Origin of the sequence: Microvirga sesbaniae (assembly GCF_025460805.1) — a bacterium.
Taxonomy (GTDB): Bacteria; Pseudomonadota; Alphaproteobacteria; order Rhizobiales; family Beijerinckiaceae; genus Microvirga; species Microvirga sesbaniae.
The window spans coordinates 280,361-299,960 of sequence record NZ_JAMXFJ010000001.1; the positions used below are offsets into that span (position 1 = coordinate 280,361).

Annotated in this window: 18 protein-coding genes and 1 riboswitch; of the genes, 12 read left to right on the forward strand and 6 right to left on the reverse strand. The window is 67.4% G+C overall.

The window, feature by feature from the left end; genetic code table 11:
* Positions 1-13 precede the first annotated feature (13 nt).
* On the reverse strand, positions 14-1,021 hold the full coding sequence (locus OCW50_RS01290) for a threo-3-hydroxy-L-aspartate ammonia-lyase (protein ID WP_262296157.1): 1,008 nt from the start codon (positions 1,019-1,021) through the stop codon (positions 14-16).
* 347 nt (positions 1,022-1,368) lie between these two features.
* On the opposite strand from OCW50_RS01290, the gene OCW50_RS01295 reads away from it, so the two are divergent.
* Complete coding sequence (locus tag OCW50_RS01295) at positions 1,369-2,397, forward strand: hemerythrin domain-containing protein (RefSeq protein ID WP_262296158.1); 1,029 nt, start codon at positions 1,369-1,371, stop codon at positions 2,395-2,397.
* Positions 2,398-2,769: 372 nt separating this feature from the next.
* Here the strand turns inward: OCW50_RS01295 and OCW50_RS01300 are convergent, their stop codons facing one another.
* The 4 genes from OCW50_RS01300 to OCW50_RS01315 all read right to left on the reverse strand — a co-directional run bounded on the left by OCW50_RS01300 (position 2,770) and on the right by OCW50_RS01315 (position 7,921).
* Positions 2,770-5,265 carry a glucose/quinate/shikimate family membrane-bound PQQ-dependent dehydrogenase gene (locus tag OCW50_RS01300; RefSeq protein WP_262296159.1) on the reverse strand — a complete coding sequence of 832 codons (2,496 nt, stop codon included), beginning with the start codon at positions 5,263-5,265 and terminating at the stop codon, positions 2,770-2,772.
* 93 nt (positions 5,266-5,358) lie between these two features.
* Positions 5,359-6,132, reverse strand: a complete 774-nt coding sequence (locus tag OCW50_RS01305; RefSeq protein WP_262268527.1) for an ABC transporter permease — start codon at positions 6,130-6,132, stop codon at positions 5,359-5,361.
* Complete coding sequence (locus OCW50_RS01310; protein WP_262268528.1) at positions 6,129-6,935, reverse strand: ABC transporter ATP-binding protein; 807 nt, start codon at positions 6,933-6,935, stop codon at positions 6,129-6,131. Before OCW50_RS01310 ends, OCW50_RS01305 begins: the two co-directional genes overlap by 4 nt.
* Positions 6,935-7,921 (reverse strand): ABC transporter substrate-binding protein, encoded by a 987-nt coding sequence (locus OCW50_RS01315; RefSeq protein WP_262268529.1) that lies wholly within the window; start codon positions 7,919-7,921, stop codon positions 6,935-6,937. Before OCW50_RS01315 ends, OCW50_RS01310 begins: the two co-directional genes overlap by 1 nt.
* A 355-nt stretch (positions 7,922-8,276) precedes the next feature.
* On the opposite strand from OCW50_RS01315, the gene minD reads away from it, so the two are divergent.
* From minD to pepT, 9 genes are all read left to right on the forward strand, one after another.
* Positions 8,277-9,086: a septum site-determining protein MinD gene (gene minD, locus OCW50_RS01320; protein ID WP_262268530.1), complete on the forward strand. Its 810-nt coding sequence runs from the start codon at positions 8,277-8,279 to the stop codon at positions 9,084-9,086.
* Positions 9,083-9,361 carry a cell division topological specificity factor MinE gene (gene minE / locus OCW50_RS01325; RefSeq protein ID WP_173948874.1) on the forward strand — a complete coding sequence of 93 codons (279 nt, stop codon included), beginning with the start codon at positions 9,083-9,085 and terminating at the stop codon, positions 9,359-9,361. Before minD ends, minE begins: the two co-directional genes overlap by 4 nt.
* 252 nt (positions 9,362-9,613) lie before the next feature.
* Complete coding sequence (locus OCW50_RS01330; protein ID WP_262296160.1) at positions 9,614-10,549, forward strand: DUF5996 family protein; 936 nt, start codon at positions 9,614-9,616, stop codon at positions 10,547-10,549.
* A 187-nt stretch (positions 10,550-10,736) separates the two neighbouring features.
* Positions 10,737-11,483 carry a ComEA family DNA-binding protein gene (locus OCW50_RS01335; protein ID WP_262296161.1) on the forward strand — a complete coding sequence of 249 codons (747 nt, stop codon included), beginning with the start codon at positions 10,737-10,739 and terminating at the stop codon, positions 11,481-11,483.
* Between the two features lie 69 nt (positions 11,484-11,552).
* A riboswitch (TPP riboswitch) is annotated at positions 11,553-11,664 on the forward strand.
* Positions 11,655-12,263, forward strand: coding sequence for a YkoF family thiamine/hydroxymethylpyrimidine-binding protein (locus OCW50_RS01340; protein WP_262296162.1), 609 nt, complete (start codon positions 11,655-11,657; stop codon positions 12,261-12,263). Its footprint overlaps the riboswitch before it by 10 nt.
* A 41-nt stretch (positions 12,264-12,304) precedes the next feature.
* Positions 12,305-12,889, forward strand: a complete 585-nt coding sequence (locus OCW50_RS01345) for an ECF transporter S component (RefSeq protein WP_262268534.1) — start codon at positions 12,305-12,307, stop codon at positions 12,887-12,889.
* Positions 12,861-14,561, forward strand: coding sequence for an ABC transporter ATP-binding protein (locus OCW50_RS01350; RefSeq protein WP_262296163.1), 1,701 nt, complete (start codon positions 12,861-12,863; stop codon positions 14,559-14,561). The genes OCW50_RS01345 and OCW50_RS01350 overlap by 29 nt, the downstream gene beginning before the upstream one ends.
* Positions 14,555-15,295, forward strand: a complete 741-nt coding sequence (locus OCW50_RS01355; RefSeq protein ID WP_262296164.1) for an energy-coupling factor transporter transmembrane component T family protein — start codon at positions 14,555-14,557, stop codon at positions 15,293-15,295. Before OCW50_RS01350 ends, OCW50_RS01355 begins: the two co-directional genes overlap by 7 nt.
* Before the next feature lie 103 nt (positions 15,296-15,398).
* A complete protein-coding gene (gene pepT / locus OCW50_RS01360; protein ID WP_262296165.1) occupies positions 15,399-16,634 on the forward strand; it encodes a peptidase T in 1,236 nt (411 codons plus the stop codon).
* A 46-nt stretch (positions 16,635-16,680) separates the two neighbouring features.
* Here pepT and OCW50_RS01365 read toward each other — a convergent pair whose 3' ends face one another.
* On the reverse strand, positions 16,681-17,580 hold the full coding sequence (locus OCW50_RS01365; protein WP_262296166.1) for a CAP domain-containing protein: 900 nt from the start codon (positions 17,578-17,580) through the stop codon (positions 16,681-16,683).
* 293 nt (positions 17,581-17,873) lie between these two features.
* Here OCW50_RS01365 and OCW50_RS01370 point away from each other — a divergent pair, with 293 nt between their 5' ends.
* The gene (locus OCW50_RS01370; RefSeq protein ID WP_262268539.1) at positions 17,874-18,413 is read left to right on the forward strand and encodes a hypothetical protein; all 540 of its coding nucleotides are present in this window, start codon (positions 17,874-17,876) and stop codon (positions 18,411-18,413) included.
* Positions 18,414-18,555: 142 nt separating this feature from the next.
* Complete coding sequence (locus OCW50_RS01375) at positions 18,556-19,560, forward strand: Bug family tripartite tricarboxylate transporter substrate binding protein (RefSeq protein WP_262268550.1); 1,005 nt, start codon at positions 18,556-18,558, stop codon at positions 19,558-19,560.
* The last annotated feature ends 40 nt before the right edge of the window (positions 19,561-19,600 follow it).

Genomic DNA, 19,600 nt, shown 5'->3' on the forward strand with positions numbered 1-19,600 from the left:
CGCGGGATGTCCTCTACCCCGCGAGGAAGCCCGCCAGCGCCCGCGGGTCCACGTTGCCGCCGCTGATGATGATGCCGACCCGCTTGCCCCGGCAGGGCACGACATCGTGAAGCGCCGCCGCCGCCGCCAGGCAGCCGGTCGGTTCGACCACGATCTTCATGCGCTCGGCGAAGAAGCGCATGGTGTCCACGAGCTGGGCGTCCGACACGGTGAGGATGTCGTCGACCAGGGCGCGCATGATGGGAAAGGTCTTGTTGCCCACATAGGTCGTCTGCGCGCCGTCCGCGATGGTGGCCGGCACGGGGATCCGGACGATGGATCCCGTGCGGAAGGATTGCTGCGCGTCATTGCCGGCTTCCGGCTCGATCCCGAAGATCCGGCAATCGGGCGAGAGCGCCTTCGACGCGAGCGCCGAGCCGGCCAGCAGGCCGCCGCCGCCCACGCAGACGAGCAGCATGTCGAGGGGGCCGACCTCTTCGATCAGCTCCTTCGCGGCCGTGCCCTGGCCGGCGATCACGTCCTCGTGGTCATAAGGCGGGATGAGCGTGAGGCCGCGCTCCTGCGACAGCTTGCGCCCGATCGCTTCGCGGTCCTCCTTGTAGCGGTCGTAGAGCACCACCTCGCCGCCATAGCCCTTGGTGGCCGCGACCTTCATGGCCGGAGCATCCTGCGGCATGATGATGACGGTCGGCACGTCCTGGAGCTGTCCGGCATAGGCGATGGCCTGGGCATGGTTGCCGGAGGAGAATGCGACGACGCCGCGCTGGCGCGCATCGGGGGACAGCCTGGCGATCGCGTTGTAGGCGCCGCGGAACTTGAAGGCGCCGCCGCGCTGGAGGTTCTCGGCCTTGAAGAAGAGCCGGCCGCCCGTCCGCTCATCGGCGGTGCGGGAGGTCAGAACCGGCGTTCGGTGGGCCACCCCGTCGATGCGCCACGCCGCCGTGATCACATCGTCGTAGGTCGGCAGATTCACGGAGGCAGGCGCGACGGCGTCGAAGGCTTGCGGGGTCTGCGCGTTCATTCGATCTCTCACGCTTCTTGAGGCTTCGGACAAGCCCTTGCGCCTCCCATGCGCAAGGCCCAGCTTTGACTTTGTTCATAGCAATTCCGGACTAACCTTGTCACCTCTGCGGCATTTTTAAGGGCCGGCGGCTCTTTGGGGCTAGAGCACCGATCCCGAGAGTGGGCCCGCTTCGGGGATCGCTTGCGAGGCGCCATTCTTGACCGGCGCGTCGCTGATGCGGCCCTCCGGGTCCGTAGGATGCGCTCTCGGGGCCAAAGCCCGCCGGCGGCGGAACAGCGGTCCGCTCTGACCGTTCATGCTTATCAGGCATGGTTCATGCCGATCCGGCATGAGAGGAGGCCCCCATGGAATTGTGGCAGATGGTTGTGGCGGACCACGCGAACATCGAAGAGCTCTGCCGCGAGGTGCTGCGGGCGACGGGGAGCGGGCCCAACAGCCGCGCCGAACTTTTCGCCGATCTCCAGGACGAGCTGGAACGGCATATCGCCGCGCAGCAGAACGTGCTCTATCCCGCCCTGTCGGGACATGAGCGCACGGCGACCTATCTGGCCGATCTCGAAGGCAAGCAGGACGAGATCCTCCGGGAGCTCGACAGGCTCGCCGCCCGGCCCGACAAGGACAGCGCCGACTGGGCTTCCGACTTCAAGGACCTCACCGGTTCGATCCGCCACGCGTTCACCCTGGAGGAGAACGGCGTGATGATCGTCGCCCGGGGGGCATTTTCCCCGCCCGAGCTCAAGCACCTCTGGCGCCGGTACGAGCGCGAGCGGATCGCCTCCTACGAGGCCGAGCGCTGGCATATGCCGCAAGTCATGATGCCGAGCCGCTACGGTCTTCCGACAGGAACCGTGTTCGGCGTCCTCGGCGGTCTTGCGGCCCTCGGGGCGGGGGCGCTTCTGTGGTCCATGACCCGGTCCGGCCACACGGGCTCGCGCCAGACCAGGTCGGTGCATGTGCCGCCCCGGCGTCCGCAGCCGCCATTCCCGCTCGAGAGCGGGGTCATCGACCGCAGCCTGGAGGGCTCCCGTCGCGGCATGGTGGACCGAACCGGCTCGGGAGCCCGCACCGACCGGACGGGAAGCCCGCCGTCGAGCCCGGCCGGCACGCAGCAGGGTCTGGGATCGGACCCGGGGGACGATGCGCTCCTGCATGGCGCCGGCTTGGCTTCTCCGGCGCCGGGCGGAAGCCCGTCGGACGACACCTGGTTCTCATCCGCTCATCCGCCGCGCGCGCCGTCGGGCCTCTCGACGCCGCTGCAGCCGGGCGGCACGCTGCCGGCCGGAAGCCCGGGGACGTCCGCGGGCTCGATCGGCACCGGCGGCGCACCGACAGGGGGCGCGGGATCCGGATCGTTGAAGCAGGATGGGCGGTAGAGCCTCGGGCGTGAAAAGTGGACACCACTTTCGGGATTCATCCGAGGCTCCTTCTCTTGACCGGCGCATCGTGCGAGCTTTCGGGTCCGCTGAGCGTCGGACGATCGGGATGGCCGGCACGAGGCGGGTGATGACCGGCCGGCCATGACATGGGAGGTTTCGACCGTGACGGGAGGGTGCCACCTTCTCCCCGTCATCACCGGGCTCGTCCCGGTGATCCCGATTCTTCGAGGCGCGGCGCTTTTCCACACGTCATGGCCGGCACAAGGCCGGCCATGACGTGTGGAGGGTGTCATCACCGGGCTTGTTCCGGTGATTCCGACTGGGTCCGTCCGATCAGACGGCGATGATTCGGCTCATGAGAGCCTCCCGTCAGGTTTTCGGGAGAGCGTAGGCGATCACGTAATCGCCCGCCTTGGTGCCGAGCGAACCATGACCGCCCGCCACCACGAGCAGGTATTGCCGTCCGTCGGCGCCGGTATAGGTCATCGGCGTCGCCTGGCCGCCGGCGGGAAGCCGCGCCTCCCAGAGCTGGGCGCCGTTGGAGACGTCATAGGCGCGGACGTAATAGTCGATGGTGCCCGAGAGGAACGCGACGCCGCCTCCCGTCATCATCGGGCCGCCGAGATTGGGCACGCCCATCGGGAAGGGGAGCGGGACAGGCGAGGCGTCGCGCACGGTGCCGTTCTTGTGCTTCCAGAGGATCTTGCCGGTGGTGAGGTCGGCGGCCGCCACGTAGCCCCAGGGCGGCGCCTGGCAGGGAACGCCGAGCGCCGACGTGAAGGCGGAGAGCTTCACGGCGAACGGCGCGCCGAAATTCTCGTTCAGGGCCGGCAGGCTGCTCTCCGGCCGGTTCTCGCCCTGAACATAGAGCGTTTTGTCGTCCTGACGCGGCACGAGCTGCGACACGAAGGCGATGTAGGTCGGCGTCGTGAACGCGATCTGCCGCTCCGGATCGACCGCGACGCTGCCCCAGTTGAACACGCCGAAATTGCCCGGATAGACCAGGGTGCCCTGGAGGGAGGGCGGCGTGTAGCGGCCCTCGTAACGCAGCTTCTTGAACGCGATCCGGCAGGCGAGCTGATCGAACATCGTCGCGCCCCACATGTCGCGCTCGGTGAGCGGCGGCGGATCGTAGGACAGGGCCGAGACGGGCTGCGTCGGCGCGGTCCGGTCGCCCTGGGCGGCGCCCTGCGGGGCGGGCTTCTCGGTGACCGGCAGGACGGGCTGGCCGGTGCGCCGGTCGAGCACGTAGAGCTCTCCCTGCTTGGTCGGCTGGACGAGAGCCGGCACCGTCTGTCCGCCGATTGTCAGGTCGACGAGGCTCGGCTGGGACGGGACGTCGTAATCCCACAGATCGTGGTGGACGGTCTGGAAGACCCAGCGCAGCTGACCTGTCGCGATGTCGAGCGCCACGACCGAGGAGGAGAACCGGTCCACATTGGCGCTGCGGTTGCCGCCCCACTGATCCGGCGGCTGGTTGCCGAGCGGGATGTAGATGAGGCCCAGGGCTTCGTCGACGCTGGAGATCGACCAGGAATTGGGCGAGTTGGGGACATAGGTTTCGCCCGGTGCGATCGGCGTGGTCACGTCGGGCCGGCCCGAATCCCAGTTCCACGCCAGCGCGCCCGTGTTCACGTCGAAGGCGCGGATGACGCCGGACTGCTCGCTCGTCGACACGTTGTCGAGCACGGTGCCGCCGACGATGATCAGGTTTTTCGCGATGGCGGGCGGCGAGGTGGAGTAATAGGCGCCCGGATTGACGTTGGGCATGTTGGCCCAGAGATTGATCTGCCCCGTGCCGCCGCCGAAGGCCGTGCAGACGGCGCCGTTGTCAGGGTTCAGCGCGATCAGGCGGCCGTCCGCTGTGGGCATGAAGAGCTTCGTCGGACAATTGTCGGCGGGCGGGCGTTCGCTGGCCGCCACGGGCAGGTCCGGCAGCGGAGAGGCGGTCGCGACCGGCGCAGGCGCCGGCACGGGCGCTGCCGCGGCGGCGCCATTGCCGCGGTAGTAGGAGAGGCCGCGGCAGGTGAGATGCTGGAGGGCGAGCTCGCCGCGGATCTTCGGATCGTAGCGCCAGACCTCCCGGCCCGTCGTGTCGTCGAGCGCGATGATCGATTGATGCGGCGTGCACAGGAAGAGGCGATTGCCGAACTTGAGCGGCGTGACCTGGAACGTGGTCTCCTCCGGGTCGCCGGGACGGCCCCGCACGTCGCCGGTGCGATAGGTCCAGGCTTCCTGGAGCTGGGCCGCGTTGGCCGGGGTGATCTGGTTGAGCGGCGAGTAGCGCTGGCCGTAGGCCGTGCGCCCATAGGCATGCCATTCGCCGGGCGGGACGCCGAGCGCATCGTCGGGCACCTCCGCCCGCGGCCCCGGCGCCGTGCCGTCGATTCGCGTGGGATCGGTGAACCAGGAGGCCGCCGCGACCGCGAGGGCGATGGCCAGGATGCCCGTCAGCGGCAGCCCCGCGCCCCGGAAGGCGGAGACGGGTCGCACGGCCTCGTCGCGATGGTCCGATGCGGTGCTGCGCCGATGGGTCAGATGGCGCGTGACCCAGGGCGTGAGCAGCAGAAAGCCGAGCAGGAACACCACGTCGCCGCGCGCCGCCAGGGGCCACCAGTGCAGACCCACCTCCCACAAGGCCCAGCCGAGGGTACCGGCGACGACGAGTGCATAGACCCACAGGGCAGCGGGCCGTCGCGCCAGGAGGAGGATGCCGGTCAGGACAAAGCCGACGGCCGCGATCAGGTAGTACCAGGATCCGCCAAGCGTGATCAGCCATGCGCCTCCGACGGCGAGGGCGAGTCCGATCAGGAGCGTCAGGACGGCCGCGCCGATGAGAACAGGACTGCGTCCCTGGCCAGGCATGACATCACTCCCTCGGACATTCGGCTTCCAACGACAGGTAAGCGGAAATGTTTCATAAGGATGCGAGGTAAAGGGAGCCGCGATGCAGCCCTGCTATGTCTCCTTGACATTCGTTCCCCAGCGCCGGTGCAGGAAGCGCTCCCAGGGCGAGAACAGCAGGCGGTCGACGAGAAGTCCGATGACGACGATCACGATCATGATGCCGATCACCTGCTCCATGGCATTGAGCTCGCGGCCGTAATGGAGCAGATGGCCGAGGCCGAAGCCGGTGAGGATCGTCACGTAGATCTCCGCCGCCATCAGCGAGCGCCACGCGAACGCCCATCCCTGCTTCATGCCGCTGACCAGGAAGGGAAGCGAGGCCGGGAGGATGACGCGCGTCCACTTGTGGAAGCCCTCCGACCCCATGGTGCGCGCCGCCCGTGCATAGATCGGCGGGATGTTGCGCGCTCCGTGATCGGTCGCGATGATCACGGACCAGACGGTGCCCATGATCACGACGAACAGCATCGCGCCTTCCGTCTGGCCGAACCAGACGAGCGCCAGCGGCACCCAGCAGACGCTCGGCAGGGTCTGGAACCCGAGGGCGAGCGATCCGATCGTGTCTTCGAGAACCTGGGTCGTGCTGGTCAGCAGACCCAGGGGCAGGCCGATCACCACGCCGGCCGCATAGCCGATCAGAAGCCGCTTGAGCGTCACCCAGGTCGACTCGATCAGCGTTCCATCGAGCAGCGCGCCCCAGATGTACTCGGCCACGAAAACGGGCGAGGGGAGAAGCACGATCGACCAGCGCCCGCTGCGCACGGCGAGTTCCCACAGGCCGGTCAGCATGGCGAAGAACAGGAGGGCGACGGCGAGACGCTTCATTCGAAGACCGCTCCCTTCAACGTGCCTTTGAGCGCGGCCGCGATGGTGGACGTATAGCCCGCGAGATCACGGCTGTTGATGTCGCGCGGGTGCGCAAGATCGATCTGGAAGATCTGCGAGATGCGCCCCGGCGACGGCGACATGAGAACGACGCGGTTTCCCAGGCATACGGCTTCGCGCACGTTGTGCGTGACGAACACGATGGTCTTGCGGCTTCCCATCCAGATGCGCTGGATGTCGTCGTAGAGCTGGTCGCGCGTGAGCGCGTCGAGGGCGGCGAAAGGCTCGTCCATGAGCAGCACCTGGGGATCGGGAGCGAGTGCGCGCGCCAGCGCGACGCGCTGCTTCATGCCGCCGGAGAGCTCGTGCACATGCGCGTGCCTGAATTTCTCGAGGCCGACGAGCTTGAGAAAATGATCGGCGATGTCCCGGCGCTCGGCCCCCGTCAGGTCCGGCCGCAGCTTCAGCCCGAACATGACGTTGCCGAAGGCGTCGAGCCAGGGAAAAAGCGCCGATTCCTGGAACATGACGAGACGCTGGCGGCCGGGACCCTCCACGAGCTTGCCGTCGGCGAGCACCCGCCCTGAATCCGGCATGGTCAGCCCCGCCATGATGTCGAGGAGGGTGGACTTGCCGCATCCGCTCTGACCGATCAGGCAGACGAATTCTCCCTCGGCGACGGTGAGGGACACGTCGTCCAGGGCCTGCACGGTGGCACGCGATGACGTGAATCGCTTGAAGACGTTCTCCACGATGAGCTTGGCAGGCGCGGCCGTCAGGGACTCAGGGTGGGACAGCTCCATCAAGGCGCCTCGATCAGGCGGGAGAGGTCGGGCGTGTCGCGCAGGAAGCCCACCCGCTGGGCGCTGGTCACGAAGGATTGAAACGCCTCTCGGGTGGTGTCCGGCGTGATGACCATGCGGCTCCAGGCACGGGCGACGAGCTCGGGCGACATGTCGAGGCGGAACGAGGCCTGCAGTTCCTCCCGGGCCAGGCGCTGCGCCTCGTCGGGATTGTTCCGGATCCAGTCGGTGAGCTCGCGATGGGCGGCCACGAAGCGCTTGGCGAGATCGCGGTTCTTCGACAGGAACCCGGCGCTCGAGACGAGGATGGTCGTGATCGCATCCTTCTCCTCGACCAGCACCTTGCCGCCGGCCTCGGATTCGAGCCGCGACACCCAGGGCTCGACGGTCCAGACCGCGTCGAGCTGCTTGCTCTGGAACAGGGAGAGCTGGTCCGGGTTGCTGGTGGGCACCACCTGGGCGTCGCCGCCGGTCTGGGTGATGCGCAATCCGCCCGCGACGAGCCAGGCCCGGGCTGCCACGTCCTGCGTGTTGCCGAACTGGGGCGTGGCGATGCGCTTGCCCTTGAAGTCGACGGGCTTCGACAGGGTGGAATCGCCCTGGACCACAAGGGCGGAGCCGCCGTTCACGGCGCCGCCGATGACGCGGACCTCGGCGCCGCGGGAGCGGGCATAGGCGTTGAGCGCGGGATTGGGCCCCACATAGGTCAGGTCGAGGGAATTGGCGAAGATCGCCTCCATGGCGCTCGGACCGGCATTATAGGTGTACCACTCGACCTTCACCCCTGGCCCGAGCCGCTCCGCGAACCAGCCGCGTCCCTGCCGCTCGAAGGCGCGGGCCACGAGGGCCTGCACATGGGTGATGTTGGGAAAATGCCCGACCCGGACGGTCGTGGATTGCTGTGCCGCCGCCGGATTGTGAGCCGTGACGAGCGACAACGCCGCCAAGAGAACCGTCAAGAGAAGAAGCCGCCATCCGTACCGCATCGGAGGATCTCCAGTGACATCGGATCAAGGCTAGGGGTTCCCGGAGGAAGGTCAATGGGACGCCCGGGGAGGCGCCCGGCAAGCTCAGCATTATTTCCGGAACGAGGACGCAATTCCTGAAAACCTGCGGCCTGGGGCGGAAATCATTGGTTTTCCAACAAAAAATGCGATGGTCTCGGGAAATCTTAACCGATCGGTAACCATAATGGGCGTCGAATAATAGGCATTACGTAGCGTAAGAAATCCGCGACAGCCTGACCCGCCTCCGCTCTCCGAACATGTTCTGCGGTTCTTCCGGGGAACCTGCTGGTGACGCCGTCGCAGGAGCAGCATTGTAGGGCGAGGAGAACCAAGGATGGCGAAAGTACTTGTCGTGACATCGGGCAAGGGCGGTGTCGGAAAGACGACCTCGACCGCGGCCCTGGGCGCGGCGCTGGCGCAGAGCGGCCAGAAGGTGGCGGTGATCGATTTCGACGTCGGCCTGCGCAACCTGGATCTGATCATGGGTGCCGAGCGCCGCGTGGTGTTCGACCTGATCAACGTGATCAAGGGCGATGCGAAGCTGGAGCAGGCGCTCATCCGCGACAAGCGCGTCGAGACCCTGTCTTTGCTCCCTGCTTCGCAGACCCGCGACAAGGACAACCTCACGGAGGAGGGCGTCGAGCGCGTCATCAACGGACTGCGCGAGAAGTTCGACTGGATCATCTGCGATAGCCCGGCCGGCATCGAACGCGGGGCCACGCTCGCCATGCGCCACGCGGATGTCGCCGTTGTCGTGACGAACCCGGAAGTCTCCTCCATCCGCGACTCCGACCGCATCATCGGCCTGCTCGATTCCAAGACGGAGAAGGCCGAAAAGGGCGAGCAGGTCGAAAAGCATCTTCTGCTCACGCGATACGACAATGCCCGCGCGCAGCGCGGCGAGATCCTCAAGGTGGAGGACGTGCTGGAGATCCTCTCGATCCCGCTTCTCGCCATCATTCCCGAGAGCACCGAAGTGCTGCGCTCGTCGAACCTCGGCGCGCCGGTGACGCTCGGCAGCCCGAATTCGGCGCCGGCCCGCGCCTATCTCGATGCCGTGCGCAAGCTCCAGGGCGAGACGGTCGTCGAGGTGCAGAAGCAGCGCGGCCTGTTCAGCAAACTCTTCTCACGGAGGGCCGCATGAGCCTTTTCAGCTTCTTCAAGCGCAACACGTCCGCGCCTGTTGCCCGCGAGCGGCTTCAGGTTCTGCTCGCTCATGAGCGCACCATCGTGGGCGGGGCCGAGTCCGATCTCGTGGCGATCCTGCGGGAGGAGATCATGGCGGTGATCGCCAAGCACATGGCGGTGCCGCAGGACAACGTTCAGATCAAGATGGATCGCGGCGCCTCCGTGTCGACCCTCGAGGTCGATATCGAGATCCCGACCTCCATCGCCGCGGGCATGCGCCCCGCCGCGTAGCGACGACAGACGCTGGAGCGGCAGGCCCTCCCACCGGACGGCTGCCTGCTCCAGCCTTGTGCGGCAAGGGTGCGACGGCCGCCCGGGTTGTCCACCTCGAACGATGCTCAATTCCTTAAATGGCGCATCGTTCTTCGCGGACCCGAAGGGCCACGCCAGTGACCCGAAGGGCCGCGCCAGCGAATACCGGGTCCACTTTTCCGCACGATGCGCTATCTCTGCATCATCTTCGTTCCTCAGGAGAGGCGCTCGATGGGCAATGCTTCCTGGCCTGAACTGTCCTATCCCGTTTGGCGCGACACGGCGGCGACGCTCCAGCTCTGGACACAGATCGTCGGCAAGATCCGGCTGTCGCTCTCGCCCTGGCTCAATCACGGCTGGCAGGTGCCGCTCTACGTGACCGCAAGGGGGCTGGGCACGTCGTCCATGCCCGTCGGGCACGAAATCCTGGAGATCGAGTTCGACTTCCTGTCCCACCTCCTGCGCATGCGCATGAGCAGCGGCGAGGAGCGGGAGCTGCCGCTGCAGCCCCAGAGCGTGGCGGATTTCTATGCGCGGATCCGCGCCGTCCTGGAGGATCTGCGCATCGAAGTCGCCATCAACGAGATGCCGAACGAGGTGGCGGATCCCATCCGCTTCTCCGAGGATCGCGTCCATGCCTCTTACGACCCGGACGCCGCGCATCGCTTCTGGCGCGCGCTCGTTCAGGCGGACCGGGTGTTTAAGCTTTTTCGCAGCGGGTTTGTGGGCAAGTCCTCACCGGTGCACTTCTTCTGGGGCAGCTTTGACCTCGCGGTGACGCGCTTCTCCGGGCGGACCGCGCCCCTGCATCCGGGAGGGGTGCCCGGGCTCCCGGATCCGGTGACCCGCGAGGCCTATTCGCACGAGGTCTCGAGTGCCGGATTCTGGCCCGGCAGCGATGCCTTCCCGCAGCCGGCCTTCTACTCCTACGCCTATCCGGAGCCGCCGGGCTTCCGCGAGGCCGCCGTGCCGCAGGGTGCTTCGTTCGACACCACGCTGGGAGAGTTCATTCTGCCCTACGACACGGTGCGCCAATCGGCCGATCCGGATGCGCTGCTGCTCGACTTCCTCGTTGCGACCTACAATGCCGCGGCCGACGCGGGGCACTGGGACCGTGCGGCGCTCGAATGCGCCATCGGCGCGCCGGCGCGGGTGCGGGCGGTTTAGACGCGCCGTTTCGCAAGGTGATGACGTTTCCCCTTCTCTTCGGCAGCTCTCGGAAGAGATGCGCGCCTATCCGGAATTGCCGTTGAAGTCACGCGGGCGGCGTCGATTGCCACGTCTGCGCCACATACCCTCTCTAGCCCTAAGGCCGGACCAAGGCTCCGTCGTCGAGTGAATGTGCGAGGACCCCATGCAGGTTGGCGATCTGTCCCGGACCCAAACGCCACAGGAGCCGCGCGACAATGCGGCCCTTCAGGCGATGCGCATTCTTCTGGTGATCGGCCTCATGAGTGCCGGATGGCTGGCGCTGTGGCGTTTCCAGGCGGGCAGTCCAGCCGCAGAGGGCATGGTGTCCGTGGCGCCGCCGGAGACCGTCATCGTGGAGACGCGCCCCGCCGCTCCCGCGGATCGGGCCGAACCCCTTCAGGTGGCCGACGCGGATGCATCGGTGCCGGCTGCCTTGCCCGTGAAGCGGCCCGCCATCGTGTCTCCGCCGGATCCCGACGAGGACGATCCGGAGTCCTTCCTCGCCGAGCCGGTCATCGATTCTGCCTCCCTGGGCGCCTCTCGCGATCAGTCCCTCGCCGTTCTGAAGCAGTTCGAAGCCATCATCGGACAATCGTCCAAGACGGGAGCGACCAAAACAGGAGCGGCCAAGCCACCCGCGGATGCGCCCGCCGACATGAACATGACCGGCACTGTCACGCAGCAGGCGAGCCGCACGGCGTCCTATGTGCCTGCCGGCGAATCCGCCTCGGCCCTCGTGGATCTCAACAAAGGTTCCGTCGAGCAGTTGAACACTCTGAGAGGTGCAGGATCCCTCGGCCGCGCGATCGTGAGAGGGCGCCCGTACAAGTCCGTGGAGGATCTGGTGACCAAGAGGGTGGTGCGCCGCACCGCGTTCGAGCGGATCAAGGATCAGGTCACCGTGCAGTAGCTGTCGCGACCCGTCGCCAGCAGGCGTGCGACCCGCTTGCCATGGAACGACGGAAGGTGCTAAGCAGGTCTCATCAATCAGGGGTGCTCCGTATAGCCGGGGCTGAGATGACGGCGCGAAGCCGTTGGACCCTCAAGCTGATCTGGGTAATGCCAGCGGAGCGAGGTGACGATGTTTTCCGGCGCACAGATTTCCCTCTACCCGATGACCGACGATTTCGTCGACGTCATCCTCGGCGCCATCGGGGCGCTTGAACCGTATCGCCCCAATGTCCGCATCGAAACGGACGACGTCTCCACGTTGATCGTCGGCCCGCCGGAGCAGCTGTTCCCGGCCATGCGCGACCTGTTCCTCGCCGCGTCCCGCCGCGGCGTTCACTGCGTGCTCGCCGCCACCGTCTCGCGCGGCTGTCCGGGCGAACCCGACGACCCGATCTGCACGCCGATCACCGGTTCGAGCCACGATCAGCCTCTCGCGGCGCGCATCGCGTCCGCCGTCCGGCACGTGGAGGCGGCGCCGCCGACCGGCCAGGTCGTGGCCGCGCAGTTCTCGCTCTATCCGCTCGGCAGCGGGCACCACATGGACGAGATCTACGGCTGTATCGACTTTCTCAAGGCATCGGGCGTGTTCGACCGTTCGAAGAACTTCTGCACCAAGCTGCGCGGCGATGCCGGCCCGGTCTTCGCCACCCTGAGCGAAGCCTTCCTGCGCTTCGGCGCCCCGCAGGGGCATGTGGCGCTCGATCTAAAGGTCTCGGCGAACAGCCCGAGCAAAGCGTAAGTCCTCGCACAATACATTCGCCTCACATCAAGGAGCTTGTCATGTCCGTGACCCGTGGCTGGACATTGAGAGAGACCCTCATCGTCACCGTGATCGGCGCAGTGTTCGCCGTGCTCTATCTCGGCTGGGTGCAGGTGTGGCTGATCGCCCAGGCGGTGTTCGGCCCCCTGACGATGGACGTGGTGATGGGGTTCTGGTTCGTCGCCTCGATGGTGGCGGCCGCCATCATCCGCAAGCCCGGCGCGGCCCTAGCGGCCGAAGTGCTCGCGGCTGCCGTGCAGGTGCTGCTGGGAAGTCCGGCCGGCCTGCTGCTCATCGTCAGCGGCATCGTCCAGGGCGCGGGTGCCGAAGCCGTCTTCGCCGCAACCCGCTGGCGCAACTACTCGCTGCCGGTGCTGATGGCCGCGGGCGTGGGCGCGGCAATCTTCTCCTACGTCTATACCTGGATCCGGTTCGATTACGGGGCCCTGCAGCCGGCGCTGCTCATCGCGATGTTTGCGCTGCGCTGCGCGAGCGGCGCGCTCCTCGGCGGGTGGCTCGCCCATGTGATCGTGCGGGCACTCTACAGGACGGGCGCGCTCGCGGGCCTTGCGATCGATGTCGAGAAGCGCTCCGCCGCCGCCTGAACCCGCCGCGGAGTGGCGCGGGGTCGAGGTTGCCTATCCTTTCGCCGGGCGCCCTGCGATCGGGCCCGTCGATTGCCAGGTCCGGCAGGGCGAGCGGGTGCTCCTCCTCGGCCCGTCGGGCTCGGGCAAGTCGACGTTGCTGCTGGCGCTGACGGGTCTCGTTCCCGACAGCATCCCGGCGGAGGTGAAAGGCGAGATCCGTCTCTTCGGCCGGGATGCCGGCTCGCGAAAGCCCTGGGACTGGGCGCGCCATGTGGCCCAGTACTTTCAGGACGCGGACCAGACGCTCTGCGGCATGCGCGTGGAGGACGAACTCGCGTTCGCGCTCGAGAACCGCGCCATGCCGCCGGAGGTCATCGCGCGGGCCGTCACGGAGGTCATGCGGAAGGTCGGCGTGCCCGAGGAATGGCGCCACCGTCCCTCGGCGCAGCTCTCGGGCGGGGAGCGCCAGCTCGTGGCTCTCGCCGCCACCCTGATCCAGGACGCGCCGCTGTTCGTCGCCGACGAGCCCACGGCGCATCTGGCCCCGGAGGCCGCGCGGCGCCTGCATGCGCTGCTGATCGCCCGCGAGGGCGGACGGACCGTTCTCATCGTCGACCACAGGCTCGATGGACTGATCGAATCCATCGACCGCGTGGTCGTGCTCGGCCGCGGCGGAACCGTTGTTGCCGAGGGCGACCCGCGCCGGGTCTTCCGTGAGGAGCGCGCGCTGCTGCAGTCCCACGGAATCTGGTGCCCCGCGTCGAGCGCCCTCGATGCGGAGCTGATGCGCGCCGGCGTCGCGGCGCCCGTCGCCCCGTTGTCCGTCGCGGAAGCGCTCGCGCATCTCGATCCCGAGGCGGCATCTCCGGCCTGCCTCGACAAAGCGCGTCCCGCCGTCGAAGCCTTCGTGGCCTCCGTCGGTCCCTCCGTCATCCTGCGCGAGACCCCCGCGCTCGTGCAGTTGCGACAGGCCGAGTGCGCGCCGTTCCTCGGCCCGACCGTGCTGCGCGGCGTCGACCTCGCGCTCCGCGAGGGCGAGATGCTCGGCGTGCTGGGGCGAAACGGGGCCGGCAAATCCACGCTGGGCCTGTGTCTCGCGGGCCTCCTGCCGCTGAAGGCCGGCACACGCCGGGGCCCGGCGGGCGGGTATGCCTTCCAGCGCGCCGAAAACCAGTTCACCGCCGGCACCGTGCATGAGGAGCTGCTGACCGCGCTGCCGGCGCGGCTGACGGGGGACGAGAAAGATCGGCGCGCGGCGGCGGCGCTGGATACCTGGGGGCTCGCGGCGCTTGCACAACACCATCCCTTCGAGCTGTCGCAGGGCCAGAAGCGCAAGCTCGCCCTGGCCTCGCTCACGCTCTCCGACCGCTGGCCGCTCCTCGTGCTCGACGAGCCCATGGCCGGGCTCGACGCGTCCGGAGCCGCGCTGCTCATGCGGGAAATTCTGTCGTTGCGCGAGAGCGGACGCACCATCGCGCTGATCACTCACGACATGGACCTCGCGTTGAGGCTCTGTCCGCGCTCCATCGTGGTGGGGGAGGGAGGGATCCTGGCCGACGGCCCGACACAGGAGCTGATGAGCGACGGCGCTCTTCTGGCGCGCGCCGGGCTCACGGAGCCCGGATCGGCTGCCGCGACGCGATGGCTCAAGGCCGCGGCCCTGCGGATGGGGGCGCCGGTTCCATGCTGACATCCCTCAACCCGCTCTCGAAGCTCGCCGTCTGCTGCGTCTGGCTCGTCGCCGCCGTTCTGGTCTTCGATCCCCGGTTCCAGCTCGCGGCGATCCTGGCGCCCGCGCTCGCGCTCGTCGTCGTCCATCGCGCCTCGCCCGTGGCGCTGCTCGCCCTGATGGTGCCGTTCGCCCTGTTCGGCTTCGGATTCCTTACGACCAGCCTGCTGTTTCGCCGAGAGAGCGACTTCGCCCTGCTCATGGCGGGCGAGTCTCTTCTCGCGTCGCCGGACGTCTCGGCGGGCATCACCCTGTTCCTGCGGGCGCTCGCCTGCGGCATGATTTCGGTGTTCTTCGCGCTCACCACCGATCCCGGGCTCTTCGTGCGCGCCCTCATGCACCACGCGAAGCTCCCGCCGCGCATCGGCTACTCGCTGTTCGCCGCCATGCAGCTCGTGCCCGACCTCGCCGGCGAGGCGCAGCAGATGCGCCTGGCCCGCGCCATGAAGTCCGGACGCCGCCTGCGGCGGATTCCCGGCCCCGTCGAACTCATGAGCCTCGTCATCCCGCTGCTCGCCTTTGCGATCCGTCGCGCCGGCCGCACTGCGATCGCCATGGAGGCGAGGGGGCTCGGCCCCGATGCGCCGCGCACGATCATGAACGCGCCTGCGTTCCGGGGGCGGGATGGCGTCTTCGTTGCCGCGGCGCTCGGCCTGCTGGGGCTGTGCGGTGCCGCGGCGCTGGTGCGTGTCTGATCGGCCGGGCGGCGCGAGGGCAAGAAATTTCCCGCCGCCCATTCCCGGAGCGGCATTGTCCCGCTACAACTCCGTCACCTCCTCGCAGAACGGATCACGAGCCATGGCCGCCAGCGTTACCGACCGTTTCCTCCGCTACGTCGTCATCGATACCCAGTCCGACGCCAGATCCCAGTCCCAGCCGTCGACGGAGAAGCAGAAGAATCTCGGCCGCCTGCTGGTCGAGGAGCTCCAGGAGATCGGGATCTCCGACGCGCATCTCGACGAGCATGGCTATGTCTATGCGACCATCCCGGCGACCACGAGCAAGAACAACGTACCGGTCATCTGCTTCTGCGCCCACATGGACACGGCGCCGGACTTCTCCGGCACCGGCGTGAAGCCGCAGGTGATCCGCAACTACCAGGGCGGCGACATCCGGCTGCCGGGTGACGCGAGCCAGGTCATCCGTGTCGCGGACCATCCCGTGCTCAACGACCTGATCGGCCACGACATCGTCACGTCGGACGGCACGACGCTGCTTGGCGCCGACGACAAGGCGGGGATCGCCGAGATCATGGCGGCGGCCGAGTTCCTGATCAACAACCCGGACGTCCGGCACGGCACGATCCGTATCCTCTTCACCACCGACGAGGAGATCGGCCGCGGCGTGGACAAGGTGGATCTGAAGAAGCTCGGGGCGGATTTCGGCTATACGCTCGACGGCGAGACGGCCGGCACCATCGAGGACGAGACCTTCTCGGCCGACGCGGTCGAGATCGCCATCAAGGGCGTGGCGATCCATCCGGGCTTCGCCTTCGGCAAGATGGAGAACGCCGTCCGGATCGCCGGCGACATCATCGCGCGCCTTCCGCGAGAGATGGCGCCCGAGACGACGAAGGGACGCGACGGCTTCATCCATCCGACCGGCGTGACCGGCGTGATGGAAAAAGCCAGCCTGGGCTTCATCATCCGCGACTTCACGGAGGAGGGGCTCAAGAGCAAGGAGACGCTCCTGGAGGGCATCGTCAAGGAGGTGATGCAGGCCTATCCGGGCTCCAGCCACACCTTCACGGTCAAGGAGCAGTACCGCAACATGAAGGTCGTGCTCGACCGGAAGCCGGAGATCGTCGAATACGCCGTGGAGGCGATCCGGCGTGCCGGCATGGAACCGGTGCGCGGCAGCATCCGGGGCGGAACGGACGGTTCGCGCCTGTCCTTCATGGGGCTGCCATGCCCGAACATCTTCGCCGGCGGCCACGCCTTCCATTCGCCGCTCGAGTTCGTCAGCAGCCAGGACATGGAGAAGGCCGTGACGACCATCGTCGAACTCGCCAAGCTCTGGGAAGAGCGCGCCTGACGCGTCGAGGACCGTGAGCCCCCGGCAGGGCCGGGGGCCCTTGTCGTCAGAGCACGAAGTCGGCGGCCATGAAGGTGTGGGCCCCGAGTGCCTTGATCGTGAAGTCGGCCGTGCCGTCGCCGTTGACGTCGCCGGCCACATAGGTGTTGCCGCTCGACTGATACGCCTTCAACTCGCCGGCCACCTTGTGGAAGCCCTGCGCGCCGATGAGCGTGAACGCCTGGTTTCCTGACACGCGGGTGTTGGCGTCGATGCCCGACAGGCTGATCCTATCGAAACCGTGAACGAAGTCGTTGACGGTGTCGCCGTTGGCTTCCGAGGCCGTGTCGAACACGAAGGTGTCCTTGCCCTGGCCGCCCCAGAGCACGTCCCGGCCGCCATTGCCGTTGAGGGTATCGTCCCCGGACGTGCCGTACAGCGTGTTGTTGGAGCTGTTGCCGACGATCGACTGGCCGGTGGTCGTGGGCGTCGTCGGAGTGGTCGGGATCGTGGTGCCGACATCGTCCGCCTCGGCCCGCTCGAGGGCATTCGGCGTTCCGAAGTTCTGCGTCACGAACACGACCTTGTAGCCGTTGATCGTACCTTCCTTCAGGCCTATGCCGATTTCTTCGTACGAGCCGTTGACGATGTTCGCATAGTGGCCCGGCGAGTTCATCAGATTGGTGTGCAGCTGGCGCACGGTCGCCTCGGTGAGGTCGCCGCTCACATAGGCGATGTTCTCGCCCCAGCCCTGCCATCCGTAGCCGGCCGTGGTCATGCGGGTGCCAGCGCTCGAGCCGTTCACGCCCGTATGCGAGAACGTGTCGGTCTGATCCATCCATGCGCTGTGAGCGTCGGAGGAATCGAGAAGTTCGCCGTCGAAGGTCAGCGACTTGACGCCGGCACTGGTGCGCGCCTCGTTGACGAGCTGCAAAAAGTAGGCTTCCAAATTGGTTGGTGTCGTCATTCTCGAAATGCCCCTTGGAAAAACATCTTAGGCTTACATTCCGCCGCAATATCGGTCTTGTCGGACGTCGGAATGCACCACCGCGCATGGCCCGCCAATGTGTTGACAATGTGATGGGCGCGGCCGCGTCCTCGCACCGACGCGCGGCAGGGTGCGGGGCGTTAACGGATCATTCACCATACGAACGGGAAATGGCACGTGCCGCATGCGACGGCGGGGATCCTGCGTTAGGTTAAGCGAGTTCCCAGGACAAACCGTTCATTTCGCACGATACCGCGCGGGCACGATCCATTATGCTGCGTTTCCTCATTCTCCTCACCCTCGTTGCCGTTTTCCTGCATCTCTACGGGCCGATCCTCTTCGGCCGCGGGCCCCTGTTGGGGAAACTCAAGCGGATCCCGATCCAGATCGGCGTTTTCGTCGTTCTGGCGCTCACGACGATCAACGGATTCCGGAGCGGTGCGCCGGCCTCCGATCCGCAAGTCGCCGCGACGCAGGCGGCGCCCGATGTGGAAACGACTGCGGCGATCGCGAAGCCGATCGTCGTCGAACCCCTGCTGCCGAAGGATGCGGCCGCCGCGTGCGTGGAGCAGGCGCTCAACGAGGCGCGCGCCACCGAGGACGTGGTCGGGCAGACTTGGCTGTCGTCCGTCGAGGGCTTTCTCGAAACGGCGCCCGGCGAGGTGACGGTCCAGTTCGCCGTCGGGCCGCGGGTCGGGCCGCCGAAGGGGCCGCAATGCCGGTCCGAGGCGCGCCTGACCTGTTCCGTGGCCGGCCGCGACGTCAGGCCCATCACGCCGGTCCACATGACAGGCGCCCAGATCTCCTGCTGAGGGCGGCCCGAGCCGGCGCGGCTTCCACGGCGCGCGCTCGATCAAGCAGAGTTCAACGGCCGCGGGTTGCAAAGTCATGGACATGACCCGCCTGTCGGTTATGTGAGACCCCATGGGCGGCCCCCGCCGCCGGCCTCGCACCATGGGAGACCTGATCGTGACCAAACCAACCCGACGCCAAGCCCTTCTCGCCGGCGGCGCCCTCCTGGCCGGAGCGGCCCTGAACCTGGCCCCCGCCGCCGCCCAGACCTTCCCGGTCCGCCCGATCACCATGGTGGTGCCCTTCGCGGCCGGCGGCTCCACCGACGTGGTCGCCCGCATCATCGCCCAGAAGATGTCCGAAGGGCTGGGCCAGCAGGTGATTATCGAGAACGTCGCCGGCGCCGGCGGCAGCACGGGGGCGGCCCGGGTCGCCAAGGCCGAGCCCGACGGCTACACGATCCTGATGGGCACGGTGGCGACCCACGCGCTGAACCCGCTCATGCTCAAGCGCAAGCCCTATGACGCCGTGACGGACTTCGCGCCGATCTCGCTGCTCGTGGTCGTGCCCAACGTGCTCGTGGTGCATCCCAGCCTGCCGGCCAAGACCGTGCCGGAGCTGATCGCGCTGCTGAAAGCCGATCCGTCGAAGTACAACTATGCCTCCTCCGGGGTCGGCACGCCCCTGCACCTGTCCGGCGAGCTGTTCAAGAGCATGGCCAAGGTGTCCATGCAGCACATCGCCTATCGCGGCTCAGGCCCGGCCCTGAACGACGTGGTGGCCGGCCAGGTGCCGATCATGTTCGACAACCTGCCGTCGGCCTCCGAGTTCATCCGGGCGGGAACGCTGCGCGGGATCGCCGTGACCACCAAGGAGCGAGTGCCGTCCTTCCCGGACATGCCGACCATCGCCGAGGGCGGGCTCGACGGCTACGAGACCTATTCCTGGAATGCCCTGTTCGCTCCGCCGCAGACCCCCAGGGAGGTCATCGACCGGCTCAATGCCGAGGCTCTCAAGGCCGTGAAGGATCCGGCCGTGCAGGAGCGGCTGAAGACCTTCAGCGCCACCGTGGTCGGCTCCACGCCGGAGGCCCTGGGCGAGCACGTCAAGACGGAGATCGCCAAGTGGACCCCGGTCGTGAAGGAAGCGGGCGTTCAGATCGACTGATCCGGCCGTCGTCCATGACACCCTCCCGGCGGCTCCGCGG

Bases quoted from the DNA above. Each gene is read 5' to 3' on its own strand.
- OCW50_RS01345 (WP_262268534.1), top strand. From the start codon at position 12,305: ATGTCCGTGACCCGTGGCTGGACATTGAGAGAGACCCTCATCGTCACC.
- pepT (WP_262296165.1), top strand. From the start codon at position 15,399: ATGGCCGCCAGCGTTACCGACCGTTTCCTCCGCTACGTCGTCATCGAT.
- OCW50_RS01340 (WP_262296162.1), top strand. From the start codon at position 11,655: ATGTTTTCCGGCGCACAGATTTCCCTCTACCCGATGACCGACGATTTC.
- OCW50_RS01355 (WP_262296164.1), top strand. From the start codon at position 14,555: ATGCTGACATCCCTCAACCCGCTCTCGAAGCTCGCCGTCTGCTGCGTC.
- OCW50_RS01365 (WP_262296166.1), bottom strand. From the start codon at position 17,580: ATGACGACACCAACCAATTTGGAAGCCTACTTTTTGCAGCTCGTCAAC.
- OCW50_RS01290 (WP_262296157.1), bottom strand. From the start codon at position 1,021: ATGAACGCGCAGACCCCGCAAGCCTTCGACGCCGTCGCGCCTGCCTCC.
- minD (WP_262268530.1), top strand. From the start codon at position 8,277: ATGGCGAAAGTACTTGTCGTGACATCGGGCAAGGGCGGTGTCGGAAAG.
- OCW50_RS01335 (WP_262296161.1), top strand. From the start codon at position 10,737: ATGCAGGTTGGCGATCTGTCCCGGACCCAAACGCCACAGGAGCCGCGC.
- OCW50_RS01350 (WP_262296163.1), top strand. From the start codon at position 12,861: ATGTCGAGAAGCGCTCCGCCGCCGCCTGAACCCGCCGCGGAGTGGCGC.
- OCW50_RS01300 (WP_262296159.1), bottom strand. From the start codon at position 5,265: ATGCCTGGCCAGGGACGCAGTCCTGTTCTCATCGGCGCGGCCGTCCTG.
- OCW50_RS01310 (WP_262268528.1), bottom strand. From the start codon at position 6,935: ATGGAGCTGTCCCACCCTGAGTCCCTGACGGCCGCGCCTGCCAAGCTC.
- OCW50_RS01295 (WP_262296158.1), top strand. From the start codon at position 1,369: ATGGAATTGTGGCAGATGGTTGTGGCGGACCACGCGAACATCGAAGAG.
- OCW50_RS01315 (WP_262268529.1), bottom strand. From the start codon at position 7,921: ATGCGGTACGGATGGCGGCTTCTTCTCTTGACGGTTCTCTTGGCGGCG.
- OCW50_RS01375 (WP_262268550.1), top strand. From the start codon at position 18,556: ATGGGAGACCTGATCGTGACCAAACCAACCCGACGCCAAGCCCTTCTC.
- OCW50_RS01330 (WP_262296160.1), top strand. From the start codon at position 9,614: ATGGGCAATGCTTCCTGGCCTGAACTGTCCTATCCCGTTTGGCGCGAC.
- OCW50_RS01370 (WP_262268539.1), top strand. From the start codon at position 17,874: ATGCTGCGTTTCCTCATTCTCCTCACCCTCGTTGCCGTTTTCCTGCAT.
- OCW50_RS01305 (WP_262268527.1), bottom strand. From the start codon at position 6,132: ATGAAGCGTCTCGCCGTCGCCCTCCTGTTCTTCGCCATGCTGACCGGC.
- minE (WP_173948874.1), top strand. From the start codon at position 9,083: ATGAGCCTTTTCAGCTTCTTCAAGCGCAACACGTCCGCGCCTGTTGCC.